Annotated in this window: 23 protein-coding genes; all 23 read left to right on the top strand. The window is 43.0% G+C overall.

From position 1 onward, the window contains the following. Nucleotides 1–221 precede the first annotated feature (221 nt). Nucleotides 222–1,178 carry a stage III sporulation protein AA gene (spoIIIAA, locus tag BN3282_RS12900; protein ID WP_059069755.1) on the top strand — a complete coding sequence of 319 codons (957 nt, stop codon included), beginning with the start codon at nt 222–224 and terminating at the stop codon, nt 1,176–1,178. Next, the gene (locus BN3282_RS12895) at nt 1,151–1,669 is read left to right on the top strand and encodes a stage III sporulation protein AB (protein WP_059069753.1); all 519 of its coding nucleotides are present in this window, start codon (nt 1,151–1,153) and stop codon (nt 1,667–1,669) included. Before spoIIIAA ends, BN3282_RS12895 begins: the two co-directional genes overlap by 28 nt. A 197-nt stretch (nt 1,670–1,866) precedes the next feature. Then, on the top strand, nt 1,867–2,061 hold the full coding sequence (gene spoIIIAC, locus BN3282_RS12890; RefSeq protein ID WP_059069751.1) for a stage III sporulation protein AC: 195 nt from the start codon (nt 1,867–1,869) through the stop codon (nt 2,059–2,061). Nucleotides 2,062–2,084: 23 nt separating this feature from the next. Next, nucleotides 2,085–2,471: a SpoIIIAC/SpoIIIAD family protein gene (locus BN3282_RS12885; protein ID WP_059069749.1), complete on the top strand. Its 387-nt coding sequence runs from the start codon at nt 2,085–2,087 to the stop codon at nt 2,469–2,471. Beyond that, nucleotides 2,468–3,661 (top strand): stage III sporulation protein AE, encoded by a 1,194-nt coding sequence (locus BN3282_RS12880; RefSeq protein ID WP_059069748.1) that lies wholly within the window; start codon nt 2,468–2,470, stop codon nt 3,659–3,661. The genes BN3282_RS12885 and BN3282_RS12880 overlap by 4 nt, the downstream gene beginning before the upstream one ends. 25 nt (nt 3,662–3,686) lie before the next feature. Next, a complete protein-coding gene (locus BN3282_RS12875; RefSeq protein WP_059069746.1) occupies nt 3,687–4,040 on the top strand; it encodes a stage III sporulation protein AF in 354 nt (117 codons plus the stop codon). Further along, nucleotides 4,030–4,632 carry a hypothetical protein gene (locus tag BN3282_RS12870; protein WP_059069744.1) on the top strand — a complete coding sequence of 201 codons (603 nt, stop codon included), beginning with the start codon at nt 4,030–4,032 and terminating at the stop codon, nt 4,630–4,632. Before BN3282_RS12875 ends, BN3282_RS12870 begins: the two co-directional genes overlap by 11 nt. Nucleotides 4,633–4,643: 11 nt before the next feature. Then, nucleotides 4,644–5,255, top strand: coding sequence for a SpoIIIAH-like family protein (locus BN3282_RS12865; RefSeq protein ID WP_059069742.1), 612 nt, complete (start codon nt 4,644–4,646; stop codon nt 5,253–5,255). A 166-nt stretch (nt 5,256–5,421) separates the two neighbouring features. Continuing rightward, nucleotides 5,422–7,014 (top strand): peptide chain release factor 3, encoded by a 1,593-nt coding sequence (locus BN3282_RS12860; protein ID WP_059069740.1) that lies wholly within the window; start codon nt 5,422–5,424, stop codon nt 7,012–7,014. An 89-nt stretch (nt 7,015–7,103) separates the two neighbouring features. Continuing rightward, complete coding sequence (locus tag BN3282_RS12855) at nt 7,104–7,487, top strand: Asp23/Gls24 family envelope stress response protein (protein WP_059069738.1); 384 nt, start codon at nt 7,104–7,106, stop codon at nt 7,485–7,487. A gap of 96 nt (nt 7,488–7,583) precedes the next feature. Beyond that, nucleotides 7,584–7,982 (top strand): transcription antitermination factor NusB, encoded by a 399-nt coding sequence (gene nusB / locus BN3282_RS12850; RefSeq protein WP_059069735.1) that lies wholly within the window; start codon nt 7,584–7,586, stop codon nt 7,980–7,982. A gap of 15 nt (nt 7,983–7,997) precedes the next feature. Further along, entirely contained in the window at nt 7,998–9,224 is a 1,227-nt protein-coding gene (gene xseA, locus BN3282_RS12845; RefSeq protein WP_059069734.1) for an exodeoxyribonuclease VII large subunit, read from the top strand. 4 nt (nt 9,225–9,228) lie between these two features. Beyond that, nucleotides 9,229–9,444 (top strand): exodeoxyribonuclease VII small subunit, encoded by a 216-nt coding sequence (gene xseB / locus BN3282_RS12840; protein ID WP_059069732.1) that lies wholly within the window; start codon nt 9,229–9,231, stop codon nt 9,442–9,444. Further along, nucleotides 9,434–10,330, top strand: coding sequence for a polyprenyl synthetase family protein (locus tag BN3282_RS12835; protein ID WP_059069730.1), 897 nt, complete (start codon nt 9,434–9,436; stop codon nt 10,328–10,330). Before xseB ends, BN3282_RS12835 begins: the two co-directional genes overlap by 11 nt. Before the next feature lie 15 nt (nt 10,331–10,345). Beyond that, nucleotides 10,346–12,238 carry a 1-deoxy-D-xylulose-5-phosphate synthase gene (gene dxs, locus BN3282_RS12830; RefSeq protein WP_059069729.1) on the top strand — a complete coding sequence of 631 codons (1,893 nt, stop codon included), beginning with the start codon at nt 10,346–10,348 and terminating at the stop codon, nt 12,236–12,238. Between the two features lie 14 nt (nt 12,239–12,252). Further along, nucleotides 12,253–13,059 carry a TlyA family RNA methyltransferase gene (locus tag BN3282_RS12825; RefSeq protein ID WP_059070482.1) on the top strand — a complete coding sequence of 269 codons (807 nt, stop codon included), beginning with the start codon at nt 12,253–12,255 and terminating at the stop codon, nt 13,057–13,059. Nucleotides 13,060–13,069: 10 nt separating this feature from the next. After that, nucleotides 13,070–13,903, top strand: coding sequence for an NAD(+)/NADH kinase (locus BN3282_RS12820; RefSeq protein WP_059069727.1), 834 nt, complete (start codon nt 13,070–13,072; stop codon nt 13,901–13,903). Nucleotides 13,904–13,906: 3 nt separating this feature from the next. Then, nucleotides 13,907–14,374, top strand: coding sequence for an arginine repressor (gene argR, locus BN3282_RS12815; protein ID WP_059069725.1), 468 nt, complete (start codon nt 13,907–13,909; stop codon nt 14,372–14,374). A 13-nt stretch (nt 14,375–14,387) separates the two neighbouring features. Next, nucleotides 14,388–16,082, top strand: a complete 1,695-nt coding sequence (gene recN, locus BN3282_RS12810; RefSeq protein ID WP_059069723.1) for a DNA repair protein RecN — start codon at nt 14,388–14,390, stop codon at nt 16,080–16,082. 77 nt (nt 16,083–16,159) lie between these two features. Continuing rightward, the gene (gene spoIVB / locus BN3282_RS12805; RefSeq protein WP_059069721.1) at nt 16,160–17,236 is read left to right on the top strand and encodes a SpoIVB peptidase; all 1,077 of its coding nucleotides are present in this window, start codon (nt 16,160–16,162) and stop codon (nt 17,234–17,236) included. 126 nt (nt 17,237–17,362) lie between these two features. Continuing rightward, on the top strand, nt 17,363–18,154 hold the full coding sequence (spo0A, locus tag BN3282_RS12800) for a sporulation transcription factor Spo0A (protein WP_059069720.1): 792 nt from the start codon (nt 17,363–17,365) through the stop codon (nt 18,152–18,154). Nucleotides 18,155–18,267: 113 nt separating this feature from the next. Beyond that, nucleotides 18,268–19,716, top strand: a complete 1,449-nt coding sequence (gene glgA / locus BN3282_RS12795; protein WP_059069717.1) for a glycogen synthase GlgA — start codon at nt 18,268–18,270, stop codon at nt 19,714–19,716. A gap of 35 nt (nt 19,717–19,751) precedes the next feature. After that, nucleotides 19,752–20,627 (top strand): methylenetetrahydrofolate reductase [NAD(P)H], encoded by an 876-nt coding sequence (gene metF, locus BN3282_RS12790; RefSeq protein WP_059069715.1) that lies wholly within the window; start codon nt 19,752–19,754, stop codon nt 20,625–20,627. Nucleotides 20,628–20,634 lie beyond the last annotated feature (7 nt).

Below are 20,634 nucleotides of genomic sequence, written 5' to 3'. Positions count from 1 at the left end.
CTTTGCGTATCTTCTGTCGTTTTTTCAATTTTGAAATATAAACTTAAGCTGAGAAAGTGTAAGTGGAAAATATATGTGTTACGTGAGCGAGGAATTTCGGCAAAGCCCTGACGAGTGATGTAACACATATATTTTCCACGATCATTTTGTCAGTTAAATTTATATTTTCAGTCATATTTTATTTCTTTGCTCAATATATATTGTTTTAAGAGGTGGACAAGATGGAAGCAGAGAAAAGGAAAGCGCAGATCCTTCAGGTCTTAGCAAGAGCAGTGCGACAGATCCTGGAGGAGGAAAAGATGGAGTTTACATATCTGCAGGAGATACGGCTTAGAATAGGACAGCCTTTACGCATGATTTATGATAATGAGGAAAAAACACTCCCGATAAGAAGTGAACAGAAGTATATTGTTACTAAGGAGGCAATCAGAGAGACGATGGAGTATATCAGCCATTATTCCCTGTATGCCTATGAAAATGAACTAAAACAAGGATTTTTGACAATAGAAGGAGGACATCGGGCGGGCGTGACAGGTAAAGTGATCGTAGAACAGGGAAAAGTAAAAAATATACAGTATATTTCATCTATTAATATCAGGATGTCACATGAGATCCTGGGATGTGCCAAAGGAATTCTTCCATTTATAACAAAAAACAGACAGGTATGCCATACGCTGATCATTTCTCCGCCTCGCTGTGGAAAGACCACTTTGATACGGGATCTGGTCCGGCAGATCTCGGATGGAAGTGAACACGTGAAAGGCTGTACTGTGGGAGTAGTAGATGAGCGCTCAGAGTTAGGAGGATGTTATCTGGGAGTGGCGCAGAATCATCTGGGGAGCAGAACAGATATTCTGGACTGTTGTCCGAAAGCAGAGGGAATGATCATGCTCATTCGTTCCATGGCGCCCCAGGTGATCGCTGTAGATGAAATCGGCACACAGGAGGAGATACATGCCGTTGAATATGCTATGCAGTGCGGCTGTAAAATGATCGCAAGCGTGCATGGCGCTTCTCTGGAAGAAGCCCAAAATAAACCTATTCTGGGAGAATTGATCCGAAGAAAGCGGTTTGAACGTTATATTGTATTGCAAAATGAGAGAAGACCTGGGGAAATTCAGGGAATCTATGATGAGCGGGGGAGTTCGTTGTGCAAAGAGTGCTGGGAAGTTGTCTGATCATTACTGCAACCACATGCGGAGGACTTCTTTATGCGGCAGAATTGAAAAGTTATCTGGAAAAATTACTCTATATCCGGCATGTTCTTTATCTGATACAAGGAGAGATGGAGTATACAAACGCGCCATTGAGCGAGGTGTTTGGGAAAATAAGCATGCGTGTGAAGGAGCCTTACCGTACATGGCTAAAAGTGATGGAACATGAAGTGGAATCGAGAAGAGAACAAGGGTTTGTGAAAATATGGAACCGCTCTATAGATAAGTATCTGGGCGATCTTCATCTAAAGAGCGTACATTCTATCCAGCTGAAAGAACTGGGGACTTTTTTGGGACAGCTTGACAGAGAGAGTTTTCGGCATACCATGCAGATGTATTTAAATCGAATGGAACTGGAGATAGAAAAAGTGCGGGAAGGAATGGCTTCTAAAAGAAGGATCAGCAGTTGGCTGGGGGTGATGGGAGGAATTTTTCTGGTCGTGATATTACTCTGAATATACAGACAGTTTTGCCTATTCCTGCGCTGATAGGTATACCCATCCGGGCACTCCGTAATATACGCCTTGCAGGCGGGCGTGCTGCGCACGACAAGGTATACCCTTCGGGCACCCCGTAATACATGCCTTGCAGGCGGGCGTGCTGCACACGACAAGGTATAAGAGAGCAGGCAAAGAGAAAGCAGGAGGGAGCCATGACGATAAATCTGATATTTAAAATTGCGGCAGTGGGGATACTGGTCTCTATTTTGAGCCAGGTATTAAAACACAGCGGGAGAGAAGAACAGGCTTTTCTGACCAGTTTTGCAGGACTGATCTTAGTCCTGTCGTGGGTTCTGCCGTATATTTATGATTTGTTTCTGTCTATCAAACAACTGTTTTCCATGTAGTTTTCAAGAGAAGGGGAGAAAGCATGAGCGTATTGCAGATAGGGATCATTGGTGTGATAGGCGCTTTGCTGGCGATCCAGTTTAAAAGCGGGAAAAGTGAATATGGGATCTATATGGGTGTAGGGGCTAGCATACTTTTATTTTCCTGTATTGTCGACCGACTGGAGATATTCATTCGGACAGTAGAACAGATCAGCCATTTTATCAAGGCAGACATGAGTTATATTTCAACGATGATGAAAATGATAGGGATCACATATATCGCAGAATTCTCTTCTAGTATCTGTAAAGATGCGGGATATCAGACAATAGCAGTACAGATCGAGATTTTTAGTAAATTGACGATATTGGCATTGGGAATGCCGGTTTTGCTTGCACTTTTAGAAACAATTCAGGAGTTCTTATTATGAAGCGCTTCTGCAGGCCGTTTTTTTTCTGTTTGTTGTTGCTTTTTCTTTTGCAGTGGACAAAAAGCGTATGCGGCGGCGCAATAACAGTATTTGCAGAAGAAGGAGAAATGACGGAGGAAGAAGAAAAACAGATACAAAACGAAGTAGAGAAAGCTGTGATAGAAGAGTTTGATTTTTCAGAAGTAGATGAAAGCTTAAGGCAGATGTTTCCGTCGGAAAAAGTAAAGTTTAAAGATGTTTTGATGCCGCTTCTGTCTGGAAATATAGAGGAGGCGGGAAAACTATTGCTCACTCTTCTTACAGATCAGCTGTCGTATGAATTTAGATATAACAGACAAAATCTTGTTTATATATTGTTGATTGCGTTGATCGCAGCTGTATTTACAAATTTTTCTAATACGTTCCAAAACAGACAGGCATCGGAGATTAGTTTTTATGTGTTGTATATGCTTTTGATCGTACTGTGTTTACAGTCTTTTTGTGTCGCGATAGAGGGGGTGGAGGAAAAACTGTCGTTTCTTACCACGTTTATGAGGGTGTTATGCCCCAGCTATTTTCTCGCTGTAGCGCTTGCGGCAGGAAGTGTTACGTCATTATTTTTCTATAATGTGATCTTATTTTTAATATATGTTGTGGAAATACTGATCCTTCAGTTTTTACTTCCGCTTATCAATATTTATATCATGGTACAGGTTCTAAGCAATCTGACAGGGGAAGACTTTCTCTCACAGTTTGCAGGACTTTTACAAAAACTCGTGGCATGGATATTAAAGACACTGCTGGCATGTGTGCTGGGGATCAATGTAGTACAAGGGCTTCTCGCCCCGGCGGTCGATTCTTTGAAAAGAGGCGTACTTACAAAAACGGCGGAGGCTTTGCCGGGCATTGGAAATGTAGTTGGAGGAGTGACAGATGTGATACTTGGGACGACCGTATTGATAAAAAATGGGATTGGTATGGCAGGAGCTGTGATCGCTGTAGGAATCTGTGTGATCCCGCTGCTTCAGATGCTTTTGATGGCGTTTCTGTACAAATTTGCCGCTGCCCTAGTACAACCGGTATCCGACAAGAGGATTGTCGGCTGCATAGGGAGTGTTAGTGAGGGTTATGAACTGATCGTAAAAGTAATTTTTTCTACAGGGATCCTTTTCCTGTTGACGATTGCAGTTGTGGCGGTTTCGACGACTTAAAAGACGGACAAAAAGGAGAAAACAGATGTTGACACAGTTATATGACTGGATTATGGATATTACTTCTTATCTGATCGTTGTTTCAGCGGTTTTACAGGTAATACCGGGAAAAGAATACAAAAAATATATTCAATTTTTTTCGGGACTTGTTCTAATACTACTTTTATGTACACCAATTTTGAAACTATCCGGAATGCAGGACACTTTCACAGCTATATATAGCAGCAGAGAATATGAAATGGAAAAACAAGAAATAGAACGCAGAGCACAATATTTTGAAGATCTGGATATCCTCAAGTTTGTGCCTGAACAATACAAGGAACGTATGGAAGAAAGCGGGGGACAGATAGAGGTGGAGGAGATTAAGGTTGGAAAATAAATGGAAGGAATGGCTGTCTAAAATTAAGAAGAATGAGAAACTTCCAAAGAAAAACCAGATACTGATTCTTCTTCTGGCAGGGATACTCTTATTGGTCATTGTATTTCCGGTACCTGAAGACGATAAAAAGGAAGAAGAAAAAATACAGGCACAGTTTCAGGAGCAGACAGAAGATCAAAGCATGTCTGCGTATCAGGAGTATTTAGAGAGGAGAACAGCAGAAGCTTTAGAAGAAGTAGAAGGGGTGGGGAAAGTATCGGTCATGCTTACATTGAGATCGTCTGCGCAAAAGGTGATAGAAAAAGATCAGCAGACATCCAGCCAATCGACAGAGGAGGCAGACAGTGAAGGAGGGACTCGCAGTACGACAGACAATTCTTCTGATAAGACGAGTGTATATGAACAAGGCGCGGACGGAAGTCAGTCTCCCTATGTCAGTAAGGAATTGACTCCGGAGGTAGAAGGGGTAGTTGTAGTGGCAGACGGAGGAGACAACGCAGTGACAGTACAAAATATAAGCGAGGCAGTTCAGGCATTATTCGGGGTGGAAGCGCATAAGATTAAAATAATGAAACGTCACAGTACATCATAAAGGAGGATTCCATGAAACGTTTATTTAAGAAGAATCAAATCATTATCACTACACTTGCAGTGATGATTGCGATTGCCGGGTATCTCAACTATTCGGGCAAGCTGTTCGGAGAAAAAGAGAAAAATACGACAGAAGCAAATGCAGAGTTGGCAAATCAGGAACTTCTGGATATTTCTCAAGAAGACATTGAAACAGGCTCCGAAGATATTGAAAGTAATGATTCTGAGGTGGAGGGAACGCCGGGAGAAGCTGTTCTGACAAGCGGAAGCGCGGATACCACTGTAGCGCAGGCAAAGATCTCCAGAGAACAGGTGCGCGCGCAGAATAAAGAAACTTTGCAGGCGATCATCGATAATACAGATTTAAGCGACGCAGAAAAACAGGACGCAGTGGCACAGATGGTACAGCTTACGGAAATATCGGAACAAGAAGTAGCTATAGAGACATTGATGGCTTCTAAAGGATTTTCAGAGGCAGTCGTAAGCTTAACAGCAGATTCGGCGGATGTTGTAGTAAATGCAGAAGAACTGACAGATGCAAATCGTGCGCAGATCGAAGACATCGTGACACGCAAGACAGAAATCGCCCCTGAAAATATCGTGATCACACCGATACACGAGTAAGTTGGGGATTGCAGTCTTTTATTACATATGCTAAACTAAATTCGTATGTCCAGAAGGAGAACAGTGCCGGACTCACATGCCTGTTTTTGTCTGTTTCATTTTGTTAAAACAGACATGCAGACCAGACCGGCACTGCAGAATTTTATAAATAGGAGAATCAGAAGCTATGTCCGAAATTACGAATGAGATCAAAAAAAGAAGAACATTTGCGATTATTTCTCACCCGGATGCGGGAAAAACGACACTTACAGAAAAATTCCTTTTATATGGAGGTGCGATCAATCTGGCAGGATCTGTAAAGGGAAAAGCGACTGCCAGACATGCTGTATCGGATTGGATGGAGATTGAAAAGGAAAGAGGAATTTCGGTGACATCTTCTGTGCTGCAGTTTAATTACGGCGGATTTTGTATTAATATCCTGGATACGCCGGGACACCAGGATTTTTCCGAGGATACGTACCGTACGTTGATGGCCGCGGATTCTGCCGTGATGGTCATTGATGCGTCAAAAGGTGTGGAGGCTCAGACGAGAAAGCTGTTTAAAGTCTGTGTCATGCGTCATATTCCAATCTTTACATTTATCAATAAGATGGATAGGGAAGCAAAAGATACATTTGATCTGCTGGATGATATAGAAAAAGAATTGGGAATTGCTACATGTCCGGTCAACTGGCCGATCGGTTCGGGAAAGGAATTCAAAGGGGTTTATGACAGACAAAAGAAAGAAGTAGAATTGTTTTCTGAGACGCATAAAGGGACGACAACGGGGGAAGTTAAGACAGTAGATGCAAATAATCCGGAATTGGACTGGCTGATAGGCACAGAGGCAAAAACAAATCTGTTGGAAGAAATCGAGTTATTGGACGGCGCTGCTGCGGAGTTTGATCAGGAAATGGTGGACAAAGGCGAGTTGTCGCCTGTCTTTTTCGGTTCGGCGCTTACAAATTTTGGTGTGGAGACTTTCTTAAAGCATTTTTTGAAAATGACGACTGCTCCTCTTCCAAGGATGTCGGATCAGGGAGAGATAGATCCAATGACAGAACCGGATTTTTCGGCGTTTGTATTTAAGATACAGGCAAATATGAATAAAGCACATAGAGACAGGATCGCCTTTATGCGTATCTGCTCGGGAGAATTTCAGGCAGGTATGTCTGCGTACCATGTACAGGGAAAGAAGGAAGTGCGCCTTTCTCAGCCACAGCAGATGATGGCGAGCGAGAGAAAGATGATAGACAAAGCATGTGGCGGGGATATCATCGGTATATTTGACCCGGGCATTTTTTCGATCGGCGATACATTGACAACATCTAAAAAGAAATTTGCATATGAAGGGATCCCTACTTTTGCGCCGGAACATTTTGCACGGGTGCGGCAGGAAGATACGATGAAGAGAAAACAGTTTGTCAAAGGGATCAACCAGATTGCGCAAGAAGGGGCAATCCAGATCTTTCAGGAGTTTAATACCGGAATGGAAGAGATCATTGTCGGTGTAGTCGGGGTTCTGCAGTTTGACGTGCTCAAATATCGTCTGAAAAATGAGTATAATGTGGAGATACGCCTTGAAACTCTGCCATATGAGTATATCCGCTGGGTAGAAAATGAAGAGATAGATATGAGCAAACTAACTGGTACATCTGATATGAAGAAGATCAAAGATCTGAAGGGCAGACCGCTTCTTTTATTCGTACATGAATGGAGCATCCGTATGACACAGGAGAGAAACGAAGGACTGATCTTATCCGAGTTTGGCCGCTCCTGATGATTCCCCTTTGCAAACAGAGGGATATTTGTTATAATGATAAAAGAGAAAAAGCAAAACGAGTGGAAATAAAACAGGAGGTTTTTAAGATGGCAAGGGACGAAAGAAATACGTATACAATACAGAATGATGCAAATATGGGAGAAGTAAAGATCGCAGACGAAGTGGTTGCGATCATTGCCGCGTTGGCAGCCACAGAAGTGGATGGCGTTGCATCTATGGCAGGAAATATCACGAATGAGCTAATCAGCAGGCTGGGCATGAAAAATCTGTCAAAAGGCGTAAAAGTGGATGTGTTGGAAGGTGTTGTGACAGTTTCTCTTGCTCTGAATTTAAAATATAATTATAGTATTATGGATGTTTCCGGCAAGGTACAGGAAAAAGTAAAAAATGCAGTAGAAACTATGACAGGATTAGAAGTTGCAGATGTAAATATCAAAGTCGCGGGAGTAGAAATGAGTTCTCAGGAGTAAGCTTTTATTGCCAAAGCGTATATCTATGTAGTATAATAAAGGATGTCGTAAGACATCCTTTTTCATTTTAAAGGAAACCTTTAGGAGGAACCAGATATGGTAAGAACAGAACTTCGGGAGCATATTTTTAAAATGTTGTTCCAGATTGAATTTAATAAACAAGAGGATATGCCGGAACATATAAGGTTGTATTTTGACAGTATTCCGCACGCAAAAGAAAAGGATCGAGAATATATACAGAAAAAGTATGATGCAGTCGTGGAAAAAGTGCCGCAGATCGACAGGCTCTTAAATGAAAAGGCAAAAGGATGGAAGACTGCCCGTATGAATAAAGTGGATCTGACGATCCTGCGACTTGCTTCTTATGAGATTTTGTGGGATGATGATATTCCTACCTCTGTCGCTATTAACGAGGCGGTAGAACTGGCAAAGCGTTTCAGCGGTGAGGACGGTCCGGCTTTTGTGAACGGAGTCCTGGCTAAAATGGCAGAGTAAACAGGAGGCATTTTTATGCGCAGTGTCTATACGGTCAAGCAGGTCAATGCGTACATCAAAAATATGTTTGCGCAGGACTTTATGCTGAATCGCATATATATAAAGGGAGAGGTATCTAATTGTAAATATCATACCTCGGGGCACATTTATTTTTCCTTGAAAGACGAGTCCGGCTTGATAGCCTGTGTCATGTTCGCAGGCTCACGGTCAGGGCTTTCTTTTCGTATGCGGGACGGGCAGCAGGTCATAGCAGGAGGAAGTATAGGCGTCTACGAGCGGGATGGAAAGTATCAGCTTTACGCAAAGGAAATCCTATTAGACGGAGCAGGGCTCTTGCATGAAAAATTTGAAGCACTGAAGAAGGAACTGGCGGAAATGGGAATGTTCGCTCCGGAATATAAGCAGCCGATCCCGAAATTTGTACAGACAGTCGGGATCGTGACGGCGTCTACCGGCGCAGCTGTAAGAGATATCATCAACATCGCTTCCCGCAGAAATCCGTTTGTCCAGTTATTGCTTTATCCTGCACAGGTACAAGGAGAAGGAGCGGCAGCTAGTATTATCCGTGGTATCCATGTGCTAGAGAGAAAAAACGTAGATGTGATAATCGTCGGCAGAGGCGGCGGAAGCATAGAAGATCTGTGGGCGTTTAATGAAGAAGCTGTGGCGCGTGCGGTATTTGAGTGCCGAGTTCCGATCATTTCTGCGGTGGGGCATGAGACGGACACGACGATCATAGATTTTGTGGCAGATATGCGGGCACCTACCCCCTCGGCAGCAGCAGAACTTGCTGTTTATGATTATCGGGATGTAAAACAGGTATTGGGAGAGAAGAGGGAAAGAATCAAAAGACAGATGCTCAGCAAAATCGAGAAGGAACGTGCAAGGGCAGCGCAGGCAGCTCTGAAGCTGAAATTATCTCATCCCAGGCAGAAGTTGTTTAACAACAGACAGTATGCGGCTGATCTGGAAAATAAGATACGTACGCTTTTGGAGGAAAAGTTAAGAACGAGCAGGCATAGGCTTGCTATATATGCGGAAAGGATGAAAGGATTATCCCCGCTTAGCAAGTTGAGTCAGGGATATTCTTATATTGAAAACAGCAGGAAGGAAAATATAAAATCTGTTTTGCAGGTTGAAAAAGGAGAAATACTGCAAGTATATATGACAGATGGAGTTGTGCAGGCGAAAGTTTGCGGGGTAGAGGAGCAGGGAATTTGTGAGTCAAAAGAAGGAGTATAAAAAGATGGCAGAAAGAGAAAAACGCGAAGGTCTGGAGGAATTATTCGAAAAACTTGAGACAGTTATGTTGGCTTTAGAAGCGGAGGACGTGACACTGGAAGAATCTTTCCGTCTCTATAATGAGGGAATGCATCTTTTGAAAAAATGTAATGAAACAATGGATGAAGTAGAGAAGAAAGTCCTGATCTTGGACGAGGATGGAGAAGCTCATGAATTTTAAAGAAGAATATCAGAAAAAGGTCATACAGATTGAACAGATTTTAAAGCAGTATCTCCCGGAAAAAGAGGGAAAGCAGGCGGTTATCATGGAGGCGATGGAATATAGTCTTATGGCAGGAGGAAAACGTCTGCGGCCTATGCTCATGTGGGAGACATATCAGCTGTTTGGAGGCGATGGGAAATGTATTGCGCCCTTTATGGCGGCTATGGAAATGATCCATACTTACTCTCTTGTGCATGACGACCTGCCGGCAATGGATAATGACGCATACCGCAGAGGACGCAAGACGACACATATTGTCTACGGAGAGGACATGGGGATCCTGGCGGGAGACGCTCTTTTGAACTATGCCTTTGAAACAGCAGGCAAGGCATTTGACTTAGAACCAGAAAACAGCCTGAAAATCGGAAAAGCAATACAGATTCTAGCGAAAAAGGCCGGTATTTATGGAATGATCGGCGGTCAGGTGGTGGATGTAAAAGAATCCGGACATGCAGTATCTGCAGAAACCTTAGATTTTATCTATCGATTAAAGACCGCGGCACTCATCGAGTCGTCCATGATGATCGGAGCAGTACTGGCCGGCGCAGATAAAGAAAACGTGCAGAAGGCAGAACAGATCGCTGGAAAGATAGGGATCGCTTTTCAAATCCAGGATGATGTCCTGGATGTGACCGGGACGATGGAAGAACTTGGAAAACCGCTCCATAGCGATGAGAAAAATGAAAAGACGACATATGTGACCTTAAAAGGGCTTCAGGAAGCGAAAGAAATCGTAGGTGAACTGACCGGTCAGGCAATTGCAATACTGGAAGGGATCGAGACGAAAGGATCCTGTGAATTCTTAGAGCAGTTATTACGATCTCTGATCTATAGAAAAAAATAAGGAGGAGCTTCCCTTATGCTGTTGGAAAAAATTCAGAAAGAAAATGATATAAAGAAATTAAAGCCGGAAGAATTAAAGCTTCTGGCTGATGAAATACGAGAATTTTTAATCGAAAAGATCAGCAGGACAGGAGGGCATTTGGCCTCAAATCTGGGGGTTATAGAACTGACGATCGCGCTGCATCTGTTTTTGGATTTTCCCCACGATAAGCTGATCTGGGACGTGGGACATCAATCCTATACCCACAAGCTTTTGACGGGAAGACAGGCAGGGTTTGATGAACTGCGTAAATATGGAGGGATGAGCGGTTTCCCGAAGAGAAAGGAAAGCGCATGCGATGCTTTTGACACAGGACACAGCTCTACCTCTATTTCTGCGGGGCTTGGCTATGTGGCAGCAAGAGAACTGCAGGGGGAAAAGTACAAGGTTGTCTCTGTCATCGGAGACGGGGCAATGACCGGGGGAATGGCGTATGAGGCATTGAATAATGCTTCTCGTATAAAGAGTAATTTTATCATCGTACTTAATGATAATAATATGTCAATTTCCGAAAATGTGGGCGGCATGTCCAGCTATCTGGATGGAATCCGCACTGCCCAGGCCTACACAGAATTAAAAAAAGGCGTGGAAGATACTTTGCGGAAGATCCCAGGTACAGGCGAAAAGATCATACAGCAGGTAAAGAAGACGAAAAGTGGGATCAAGCAGCTCTTTGTACCGGGAATGTTTTTTGAAGACATGGGAATCACATATTTAGGTCCAGTAGACGGACATGACATCCGCAAGCTCTATAGGACTTTCTGCGAGGCAAAACGGGTGGATCATGCGGTGCTTGTACATGTACTGACAAAAAAAGGAAAAGGCTATACGCCTGCGGAAGAGGATCCCGCCCGTTTCCATGGAACAGGGCCTTTTGAGATTGAGACGGGCAAGGCAAAAGAAGACAAAGGAAAAGATACATATACAGAAGTGTTTTCAAAAGTTTTTTTGGATATTGCGCGGCACAATGAAAAAGTGGTCGGGATCACGGCTGCAATGGCAGACGGGACAGGACTTGTCAGGTTTGCCAAGAAATATCCTCAGAGATATTTTGATGTGGGAATTGCAGAAGGGCATGCGGTGACTTTTGCCGCGGGCTTGGCGGCAGGAGGGATGAAACCAGTGTTTGCTGTATATTCTTCTTTTCTGCAAAGAGGATATGATCAATTGATCCATGATGCCTGTCTGCAAAATCTACCGATTGTATTTGCCATAGACCGGGCGGGCTTGGTAGGAAGTGACGGAGAGACACACCAAGGTTTGTTTGATTTGTCGTATTTGTCCATGATTCCAAATCTGGTTGTCATGTCACCCAAGAATCGCTGGGAGATGGCGGATATGCTCCGTTTTGCCGTGGAACTGGATGCCCCAGTGGCGCTGCGTTATCCGCGAGGCGAGGCATACGAGGGGCTGGAGAAATTTCGTGCTCCGATCGTACTTGGAAAAAGTGAGATCTTGTATGAGGAAGAGAGTATCGCGCTGATCTTTGCGGGGCATATGGCGTCTGTAGCGGAAAAAGCACGCCGGAAGCTTAAAGAGATCGGATATAGCTGCAGTCTTGTCAATGCCAGATTTGTAAAGCCTGTAGATACACAGATGCTGGAGTATCTGGCACAAGATCATTCTTTATTTGTCACGCTGGAAGAAAATGTGCTTTCCGGCGGTTTTGGAGAACAAGTACTTGCATACGTGACAAAGGCAAAATTAAACGTAAAGGTACGTACGATCGGGATTCCGGATGAGTATGTGGAGCATGGAAATGTAGAGGTTCTGCGCAGGGAAGTAGGATTGACTCCGGAAGTGATCGTAAAGCAGATCATAACAGACTATGCGGCTATAGTTGAAGGTGAATGGGAAAAAACAGTGTAGCAGAGGAAAAGAAGATGAAAGAACGTTTAGATATACTGCTTGTAAAGAGAAATCTTGCGCCGTCCAGAGAAAAAGCGAAGGCGATCATCATGTCGGGAAATGTATTTGTAGACGGTCAGCGGGAAGATAAAGCAGGAACTACCTTTTCAGAAAAGGTGCATATAGAGATCAAAGGACATACATTAAAATATGTAAGCAGAGGCGGATTAAAGCTAGAAAAGGCACTTACACATTTTCAAACAGATGTAAAGGGAAAGGTCTGTACAGATGTGGGAGCTTCCACAGGAGGGTTCACAGACTGCATGCTGCAAAACGGCGCCAGTAAGGTATATGCGATTGATGTAGGATATGGGCAGCTGGATTGGAAACTGCGTCAGGATGAACGGGTCGTTTGTATGGAGAAGACTAATATTCGTTACGTGACACCGGAAGATATAGGAGAACCGGTTGATTTTTCATCCATCGATGTTTCTTTTATCTCTCTGACCAAAGTGTTGCTGCCCATCCGAAATTATTTAAAAGAGAATGGAGAGATTGTGGCATTGATCAAGCCGCAGTTCGAAGCCGGCAGAGAAAAAGTTGGAAAAAAGGGAGTCGTGCGTGAAAAAAGTACTCACATTGAAGTGATCGAGAAAGTGACAGAGTATGCGCAGAAGAATGGTTTTGCCCTCCTTGCCCTGGAGTTTTCTCCGATCAAAGGACCGGAGGGCAATATTGAATATCTGGTGCATCTCAAGAAATGTCCGCAGAAAACAGAAAAGAAAAATCTGACCGACATTATAAAAACTGTAGACAGTGCATTTGAAACACTGTCAAAATAAGAGGAAAGCTATGGAGCGATTTTATATTATCACAAATACATTAAAGGATAAGGACTACAAGATCACACAGGAAATACAAACGTATATCGAACAAAATGGCGGGGAATGTATTTTGTCTGAAAAAGATGGAGACGGTCATATTCTTCCGGAAAGTATCCCGAAAGATGTAGACTGTGCCCTAGTGTTGGGGGGAGACGGGACCATGATCCGGGCGGCAAGAGAGTTAGGTGAACATTCGATCCCTCTTTTGGGCATCAATCTTGGAACATTGGGATATTTGGCAGAGGTAGAGGTCAAAGATTTAAAGGATGCTCTTACATTTCTTCTGCAGGGAAAACCGGATATAGAAGAACGGATGATGATCGAGGGAACGGTGGAACATGTTGTCAAAGATGTGGCGATTAATGATATTGTTCTGACCAGACAAGGAGGACTTAGAATCGTACAGTTTGCTGTCTATGTAAACGGGATCCTTTTAAATACGTATCTGGCAGATGGTTTGATCATTTCTACACCTACTGGTTCAACAGGGTATAATCTTTCAGCAGGCGGGCCAGTGGTAGAACCGACAGCAAGTATATTCGTGCTTACTCCGATCTGTTCTCATGCCTTAAATACGAGCAGTATCGTACTTTCTGCCAAAGACAGGATTGAAATAGAAGTGTGCAGAGGAAGGTATGGCAGAGAAGAACATGTTCTTCTGAATTTTGACGGAACTGACGGAATACCACTTGTAACAGGGAACAGGGTCTGTATACAGAAGGCAAAGGCAACAACGAAACTGGTAAAGCTAAGTAAAGAGAGTTTTATGAAAACTATGCGCAAAAAAATGAAAGGAAACTAAAAAATGAAAGTCAGCCGACATGCAAAAATTATTGAATTGATCAGCCAGTATGATATCGAGACGCAGGAAGAACTTGCCGAACGTCTCTTAAGTGCCGGCTTTAAAGTGACGCAGGCAACAGTATCGAGAGACATTCGCGATTTAAAACTGACGAAGGTTTCTGTGGATGGAGGAAAGCAGAAATATGTGATCCATAGACAGGCAGAAGAAGGGATGAGTGAAAAATATGTACGTGTCCTGAAAGACGGGTATGTATCTATGGATATGGCACAGAATATACTTGTCATTAAAACAGTATCTGGTATGGCAATGGCAGTGGCAGTAGCGGTAGATGCTATGAAGTGGAATGAAGTAGTCGGCTGTATTGCGGGAGATGATACGATCATGTGTGCGATCCGCAGCGTAGAAGAGACCGTGACAGTGATGGAAAAAATACGGAAGATTGTGTTAAAACCTGCGGGCGAGTCTTGAAAGGTAGGCAAATATGTTACAAAATCTGTATGTTAAAAATCTGGCTTTGATCGATGAAGCAGAAGTTACATTCCAGCCCGGATTGAATATATTGACAGGAGAGACAGGCGCGGGAAAATCAATCTTGCTCGGTTCGGTCAATCTAGCCCTGGGCGGACGATATTCGGGTGATATTTTGAGGAACGGCGCCAAAGCAGGTGTTGTAGAACTGACTTTTTCGGTGGAAGATGAAAATCTACAGAAACAACTAGAGGCATATGATGTTTTCCCAGAAGAAGGAATGCTTACGCTAAGCCGAAAACTGATGGAAGGGCGCAGTGTCAGCCGGGTTAATGGAGAGACAGTCAGCAAGAATGTCCTGAAAAACGTAGCCAGTCTTTTGATCGATATTCACGGGCAGCATGAGCATCAGACGCTGCTCAATAAGAAGAATCATCTTGTGCTTCTGGATATGTATGCAAAGGAAGAAACGGATGGTCTGAAGAAAAAAGCGGAGCAGGCGTTCCGAGACTATAAAATGTGCAGGAAGAAATTAGAAGAATCGTCTCTGAATGAAGAAGAACGCAGGAAGGAAATGTCGCTTGCCCAATTCGAAGTCTCTGAGATCGAAGAAGCCTCTCTCAGGGAAGGAGAGGACGAAGAACTGGAAACGTTGTACCGCCGCATGGTGAAAAGCAGAAAGCTAAAAGAAGGTATCACAGAGGCATATCAATATACAAGCGCAGATGAGATAAATAACGCAAGTACGCTGTTAAGCCGTGCTATACGTGCCCTGTCTGAGGCGGCAGATTGTGACGAAAAAGGCGGACAGCTCTATGAACAGATTTTAGAAATCGACAGTCTTCTCAATGATTTTAACCGGGAATTGTCAGATTATGCGAAAAGTTTTGATTTTTCTGAAGAAGAATTTTATGAGACAGAGACTCGTCTAAATCTTCTGAATCATTTAAAGTCAAAATATGGAAGTACAATACAAGAAATCTTGACATATTATGACGGCAAAGTACAAAGACTAAAAGAACTGGAGGATTATGACGCTTATATTCTGAAACTGGAACAGCAGGCAGAAGAAAGTGAGATAAAGTTAAAAAAAATCTGTGAATGCCTGCATACTGTAAGAGAAAAGGCGGCAAAAGGATTTGCGCAGGAGATTAAAAAGCAGCTTGCGGATCTGAATTTTATGGACAATCAGTTTGAGATCCGCCTTTCTGATCTTGGACATTATACGGAAAGTGGGCGGGATGACGCGGAAATTTACATCGCGGTTAATCCGGGAGAAGCTTTGCGTCCTCTTTCTCTGGTCGCTTCCGGCGGAGAACTTTCTAGGATCATGCTGGCAGTTAAGACGGTTCTTGCCGATGAAGAAGATACGCCGACGCTGATATTCGATGAGATCGATACAGGGATTTCCGGGATCACAGCCGGAAAAGTAGCGGAAAAGATGCAGGTCATAGGCAAAAATAGACAGGTGATCTGCATTACCCATCTTCCCCAGATTGCGGCAGCGGCAGACAGTCATTTCCTTATTGAAAAAACAGCAGAATCCGGAAAGACCAGAACGCAGATACGCTCTCTGGACAAAGAGGAATCTATAAAAGAACTGGCGCGCATTTTAGGCGGAGCGAATGTGACAGACAGTATCTTGGATAGCGCGAAAGAGTTAAAAGAATTAGCGGCCAGTGAGAGGAAATACCAGTGTGAAAAATAAAAAAAGCTCATATACTAAAAGCGGATACACATACGTATCCGCTTTATTTTATACAGAAGAAAGGATGTGGGCTTACAATGATAAAGGACAGAAAAGTGGGAAAAAGATATGTGTTTTCTTTTGTCCTGATGGCGCTTCTGATCGTCTGTCTGACCGGCTATCAGGTAAGAAGCAGGGAGAAGGCGAGTTGGCAGGCAGAGGCAAGTACAGATGCCTTTTCTGACAATACTGTACTTCTTGGCGGGATGCCTGTGGGGATATATATGGAAACAGATGGCGTGATGGTTTTAAATACAGAGGAAATAGAAGGTGTGGACGGGGAAGAATATGATCCGGCAGGCAATCTGGTAAAGGCGGGAGACTATATCACTGGCATCAATGACCAGGAAATCCATAATAAGAAAGAACTTCTGCGAGCATTAGAAGAACTGGATGATGCAGAAGTGATACTTGCTGTCCGGAGAAACGAGGCACAGTTGGAAGTGAAGATCAATCCGGTGGAATGCGGACCCAATGAATATAAGCTGGGAATCTGGGTGAGGGATAATGTACAGGGTCTGGGAACGATCACCTTTTTAAATGAAAAGAGCAGATTTGGCGCACTGGGGCATGGGATCCATGATACAGATACAAATGTGCTTATGTCTATTGCGGAAGGGAGTCTGTATAAAACAAGTATACAGGCAGTGCAAAAAGGAGAAAACGGAATTCCCGGCAGTATGGAAGGAATCATTGTCTACAACGGGTATAATAAACTAGGGAGTATTGATAAAAATACAGATGCGGGAATATATGGAACAGTAGAAAAAATTGACGAATTATTTGAAGAACAGATCCCAATTGAGACTGCGTCCAAAGAAGAAATCGCGAAAGGACCGGCTACGATACGTTGCTTTGTTGACGGAAAAATACAAGAATATGACATACTGGTGACAGATATCGACACTTCTGAACAGGAGATCAACAAAGGACTTGTCATCCAGGTGACGGATCAGGCACTTTTGGACAAGACAGGCGGGATTATCCAGGGAATGAGCGGCAGTCCCATCATACAGAATGGGAAGCTGATCGGGGCGGTAACGCATGTATTCGTACAAGATTCGACAAAAGGTTACGGCATTTTTATAGAAAATATGCTGCAGGAAGCAAAGTAGTGTTTTGTCGAATATGTGTCGAATTACTGCAACAAATTCTCCTTGATTCTGCATAGATGTGTAGATATAATAGGCATTGTGGCGTTTTCAAAAGAAAGGTTTTCTGTCTAAAGGAGAAAAAGGGTTATGGAACATTTGAATGTAGCCATTGCTGATGATAATCAGAGAATCCTGGATCTGATGGAAGAGATTATCAATATGGACAATGAGCTAAATGTAGTAGGGAAGGCAAAAAATGGTGAAGAAATGTGTCAGATCATCAGAAATAAACAGCCGGATGTGGTTTTGTTGGATCTGATCATGCCGAAAATGGATGGGTTGACGGTCATGGAGCAGGTCAGCCAGGACAAAAGGGTAAATAAGCGTCCTTACTTTATCGTTGTAACAGCAGTCGGCCAGGAGAAGATTACAGAAGATGCCTTTAACAAAGGGGCAAATTACTACATTATGAAGCCGTTTAACAACGAAATGCTGTTAAATCGGATTAAATCTGTCAGAAAAATGTTCCGAAATTATGAGAAAAAGAACGAAGATACAACACAAGATATTGTTAGCAGAGAAAAAGAATTGGAAAATCATGTCACAAACATGCTGCATGAAATTGGGATCCCGGCACATATCAAGGGATATCATTATCTGCGTGATGCGATCATTATGGCAGTGGATGATATGGATGTTTTAAATGCGATTACGAAGGTACTCTATCCGACAGTGGCAAAAAAATACCAGACAACATCCAGCAGGGTCGAGCGTGCGATCCGTCATGCGATTGAAGTGGCATGGAACAGAGGCAAGCTGGATACACTGGATGAATTGTTTGGATATACAGTCAGTACAGGAAAAGGGAAGCCTACGAATTCTGAATTCATTGCGTTGATCGCAGATACCATACAACTAGAGTACAAACATAGAAACTAAATGGATATTTTAGGAGATTTTCGAAAGATAAAAATCTTTTCATTATAGAGAAAATGCGTTATAATGGACTACAATAGATATTGTTCTTAAATACCTGAAAGAGAGGGGAAAAGATGAAAAATATTTTATTTGCGTCCTCAGAGTGTGTACCATTTATAAAAACGGGAGGGCTTGCCGATGTGGTAGGGTCGCTGCCTAAATATTTCAATAAAAAGAAATATGATACCCGTGTGGTATTGCCCAAATATGCCTGTATGAAGCAGGAGTGGAAAGACAAACTGGAATATGTGGATCATTTTTATATGGATATTGCAGGGCAGAATCAGTATGTAGGGATCCTGCGATATGTACATAATAAGATTACGTTTTATTTTATTGACAATGAATATTATTTCAGTGGATTTGCTCCATACGATGGAGATCCAAAGTGGAATATTGAGAAGTTTGCATTTTTCTCAAAAGCAGTTCTGAGCATTTTGCCTGTTATTGGCTTCCGCCCGGATCTGATCCACTGCAATGACTGGCAGACGGGACTGATACCGGTATATTTGGATAATTTTCGGTATATGGGAGAATATTACAGAGGAATCAAAACAGTGATTACGATACATAACCTGAAATTCCAAGGCGTGTGGGATACAAAATCGGTACGGGAGATCACCGGACTGCCGGAATATTATTTCGTGCCGGATAAGATGGAGGCATATAAGGATGCAAATCTCTTAAAAGGCGGAATCGTTTATGCGGATAAAGTGACGACGGTGAGCCGGACATATGCCGAAGAAATCAAGACGTCATTTTTCGGAGAAGGGTTAGAAGGGCTGATGAGCGCAAGATCCAATGACTTGTGCGGGATCATCAATGGATTGGACTATGAGGAATATGCTCCATTTTCAGATAACAAAATTGTTAAAAAGTTTACAGTAGATACCTTTCGGAAGAATAAGACAGTCAATAAGCTGGCGCTGCAGGAGGAATTAGGACTAAATAAGGATTCCCATGTGATGATGATTGGGATCGTATCCCGACTGACAGACCAGAAAGGTTTTGACTTGATTGATTATGTGATGGATGAACTGTGTCAGGACGCCGTACAGATTGTGGCTCTTGGGACAGGAGAAGTAAAATATGAAAATATGTTCCGCCATTTTGCGTGGAAGTATTCGGGGAAAGTTTCCGCAAATATCTATTATTCTGATGAACTTTCTCACAAAATCTATGCATCCTGTGACGCGTTTCTTATGCCATCTTTATTTGAACCATGTGGTCTAAGCCAGCTGATGAGTTTGAGATATGGAACGCTTCCGATCGTCAGAGAGACAGGCGGACTTAAAGATACAGTAGAACCATACAATGAGTATGAAAAGACGGGCACAGGTTTTAGCTTTGCAAATTATAATGCACATGAGATGTTAAATACTATTCGTTATGCGGAACACATCTTTTATGACAAAAAGAGAGAGTGGAATAAGATCGCGGAGCGCGCGATGCAGAAGAATTTTTCCTGGAAGAATTCAGCCAGACAGTATGAAGAACTTTATAAGAGCCTGCTTGGCGAATAGCGACAAAAGTAAGATAGACAAGAACAGGAGTTTACATGAAGATCATAGACCGACTAAGAGAAGAGAAGATCCATATTTCTTTTGAGGTGTTTCCGCCCAAAAATCAAGATGGATTTGAAAAAGTACTGACAGCAACAAACAAAATCGCAGAACTTCATCCGGCGTTTATCAGTGTGACGTACGGCGCAGGAGGAGGGACAAGTAAAAATACAGCAAAGATAGCCTCTCATATTAAAAGAGATCTGGGTGTGGAGAGTATTGCGCATTTGACATGCGTTTCTTCTACAAAGGAAGAAGTAAGAGAGGTGATCGCAAATTTAAAAAAGCTTGACATAGAGAATATCCTCGCGCTGCGCGGGGATATTCCTGCGGGAATGCAGTTCCCGTCGGGAGAACGGTTTCACTATGCCTATGAGCTTATAGAGGAAATCAAAAAACAGGGCGACTTTTGTGTCGGTGCGGCCTGTTATCCGGAAGGACATGTGGAAAATGAACATAAAGTAGACGATATCAAATATCTGAAACATAAAGTAGACTGTGGTGTTGATTTCCTCACTACCCAGATGTTTTTTGACAACGATATCCACTATAACTTTTTGTATCGGATACGGGAAGCGGGAATTACGGTTCCGGTTCTTCCGGGGATCATGCCGATCACAAGCGCGGCGCAGATGAAACGGAGCCAGGAACTTTCAGGAACCGTATTTCCACGCAGATTTTTGGCAATTTTAGATCGATTTGGCAGTTCTCCGGAAGCAATGAGGCAGGCGGGGATTGCTTATGCGACAGACCAGATTATCGATCTGCTTGCCAATGGTGTAAGGAACATACATATTTATTCTATGAATAAGCCAGAAATTGCATGTGCTATTATGCGAAATTTATCTGAGATCGTGAAATGTCAGGGGTGACGTGCGA

The sequence above is a fragment of the Mediterraneibacter massiliensis genome, from assembly GCF_001487105.1.
Classification (GTDB): Bacteria; Bacillota; Clostridia; order Lachnospirales; family Lachnospiraceae; genus Mediterraneibacter; species Mediterraneibacter massiliensis.
The sequence above is the reverse complement of the archived record's forward strand: the minus strand, read 5'-3'. Positions and strand labels throughout refer to the sequence as shown.

Coding starts and splice junctions, on each gene's coding strand:
- dxs (WP_059069729.1), top strand. CDS start 10,346: ATGCTGTTGGAAAAAATTCAGAAAGAAAATGATATAAAGAAATTAAAG.
- argR (WP_059069725.1), top strand. CDS start 13,907: ATGAAAGTCAGCCGACATGCAAAAATTATTGAATTGATCAGCCAGTAT.
- BN3282_RS12860 (WP_059069740.1), top strand. CDS start 5,422: ATGTCCGAAATTACGAATGAGATCAAAAAAAGAAGAACATTTGCGATT.
- BN3282_RS12875 (WP_059069746.1), top strand. CDS start 3,687: ATGTTGACACAGTTATATGACTGGATTATGGATATTACTTCTTATCTG.
- spoIVB (WP_059069721.1), top strand. CDS start 16,160: ATGATAAAGGACAGAAAAGTGGGAAAAAGATATGTGTTTTCTTTTGTC.
- spoIIIAC (WP_059069751.1), top strand. CDS start 1,867: ATGACGATAAATCTGATATTTAAAATTGCGGCAGTGGGGATACTGGTC.
- nusB (WP_059069735.1), top strand. CDS start 7,584: ATGGTAAGAACAGAACTTCGGGAGCATATTTTTAAAATGTTGTTCCAG.
- BN3282_RS12865 (WP_059069742.1), top strand. CDS start 4,644: ATGAAACGTTTATTTAAGAAGAATCAAATCATTATCACTACACTTGCA.
- BN3282_RS12820 (WP_059069727.1), top strand. CDS start 13,070: ATGGAGCGATTTTATATTATCACAAATACATTAAAGGATAAGGACTAC.
- metF (WP_059069715.1), top strand. CDS start 19,752: ATGAAGATCATAGACCGACTAAGAGAAGAGAAGATCCATATTTCTTTT.
- spoIIIAA (WP_059069755.1), top strand. CDS start 222: ATGGAAGCAGAGAAAAGGAAAGCGCAGATCCTTCAGGTCTTAGCAAGA.
- BN3282_RS12835 (WP_059069730.1), top strand. CDS start 9,434: ATGAATTTTAAAGAAGAATATCAGAAAAAGGTCATACAGATTGAACAG.
- BN3282_RS12855 (WP_059069738.1), top strand. CDS start 7,104: ATGGCAAGGGACGAAAGAAATACGTATACAATACAGAATGATGCAAAT.
- BN3282_RS12885 (WP_059069749.1), top strand. CDS start 2,085: ATGAGCGTATTGCAGATAGGGATCATTGGTGTGATAGGCGCTTTGCTG.
- BN3282_RS12825 (WP_059070482.1), top strand. CDS start 12,253: ATGAAAGAACGTTTAGATATACTGCTTGTAAAGAGAAATCTTGCGCCG.
- spo0A (WP_059069720.1), top strand. CDS start 17,363: ATGGAACATTTGAATGTAGCCATTGCTGATGATAATCAGAGAATCCTG.
- xseB (WP_059069732.1), top strand. CDS start 9,229: ATGGCAGAAAGAGAAAAACGCGAAGGTCTGGAGGAATTATTCGAAAAA.
- xseA (WP_059069734.1), top strand. CDS start 7,998: ATGCGCAGTGTCTATACGGTCAAGCAGGTCAATGCGTACATCAAAAAT.
- BN3282_RS12880 (WP_059069748.1), top strand. CDS start 2,468: ATGAAGCGCTTCTGCAGGCCGTTTTTTTTCTGTTTGTTGTTGCTTTTT.
- recN (WP_059069723.1), top strand. CDS start 14,388: ATGTTACAAAATCTGTATGTTAAAAATCTGGCTTTGATCGATGAAGCA.
- glgA (WP_059069717.1), top strand. CDS start 18,268: ATGAAAAATATTTTATTTGCGTCCTCAGAGTGTGTACCATTTATAAAA.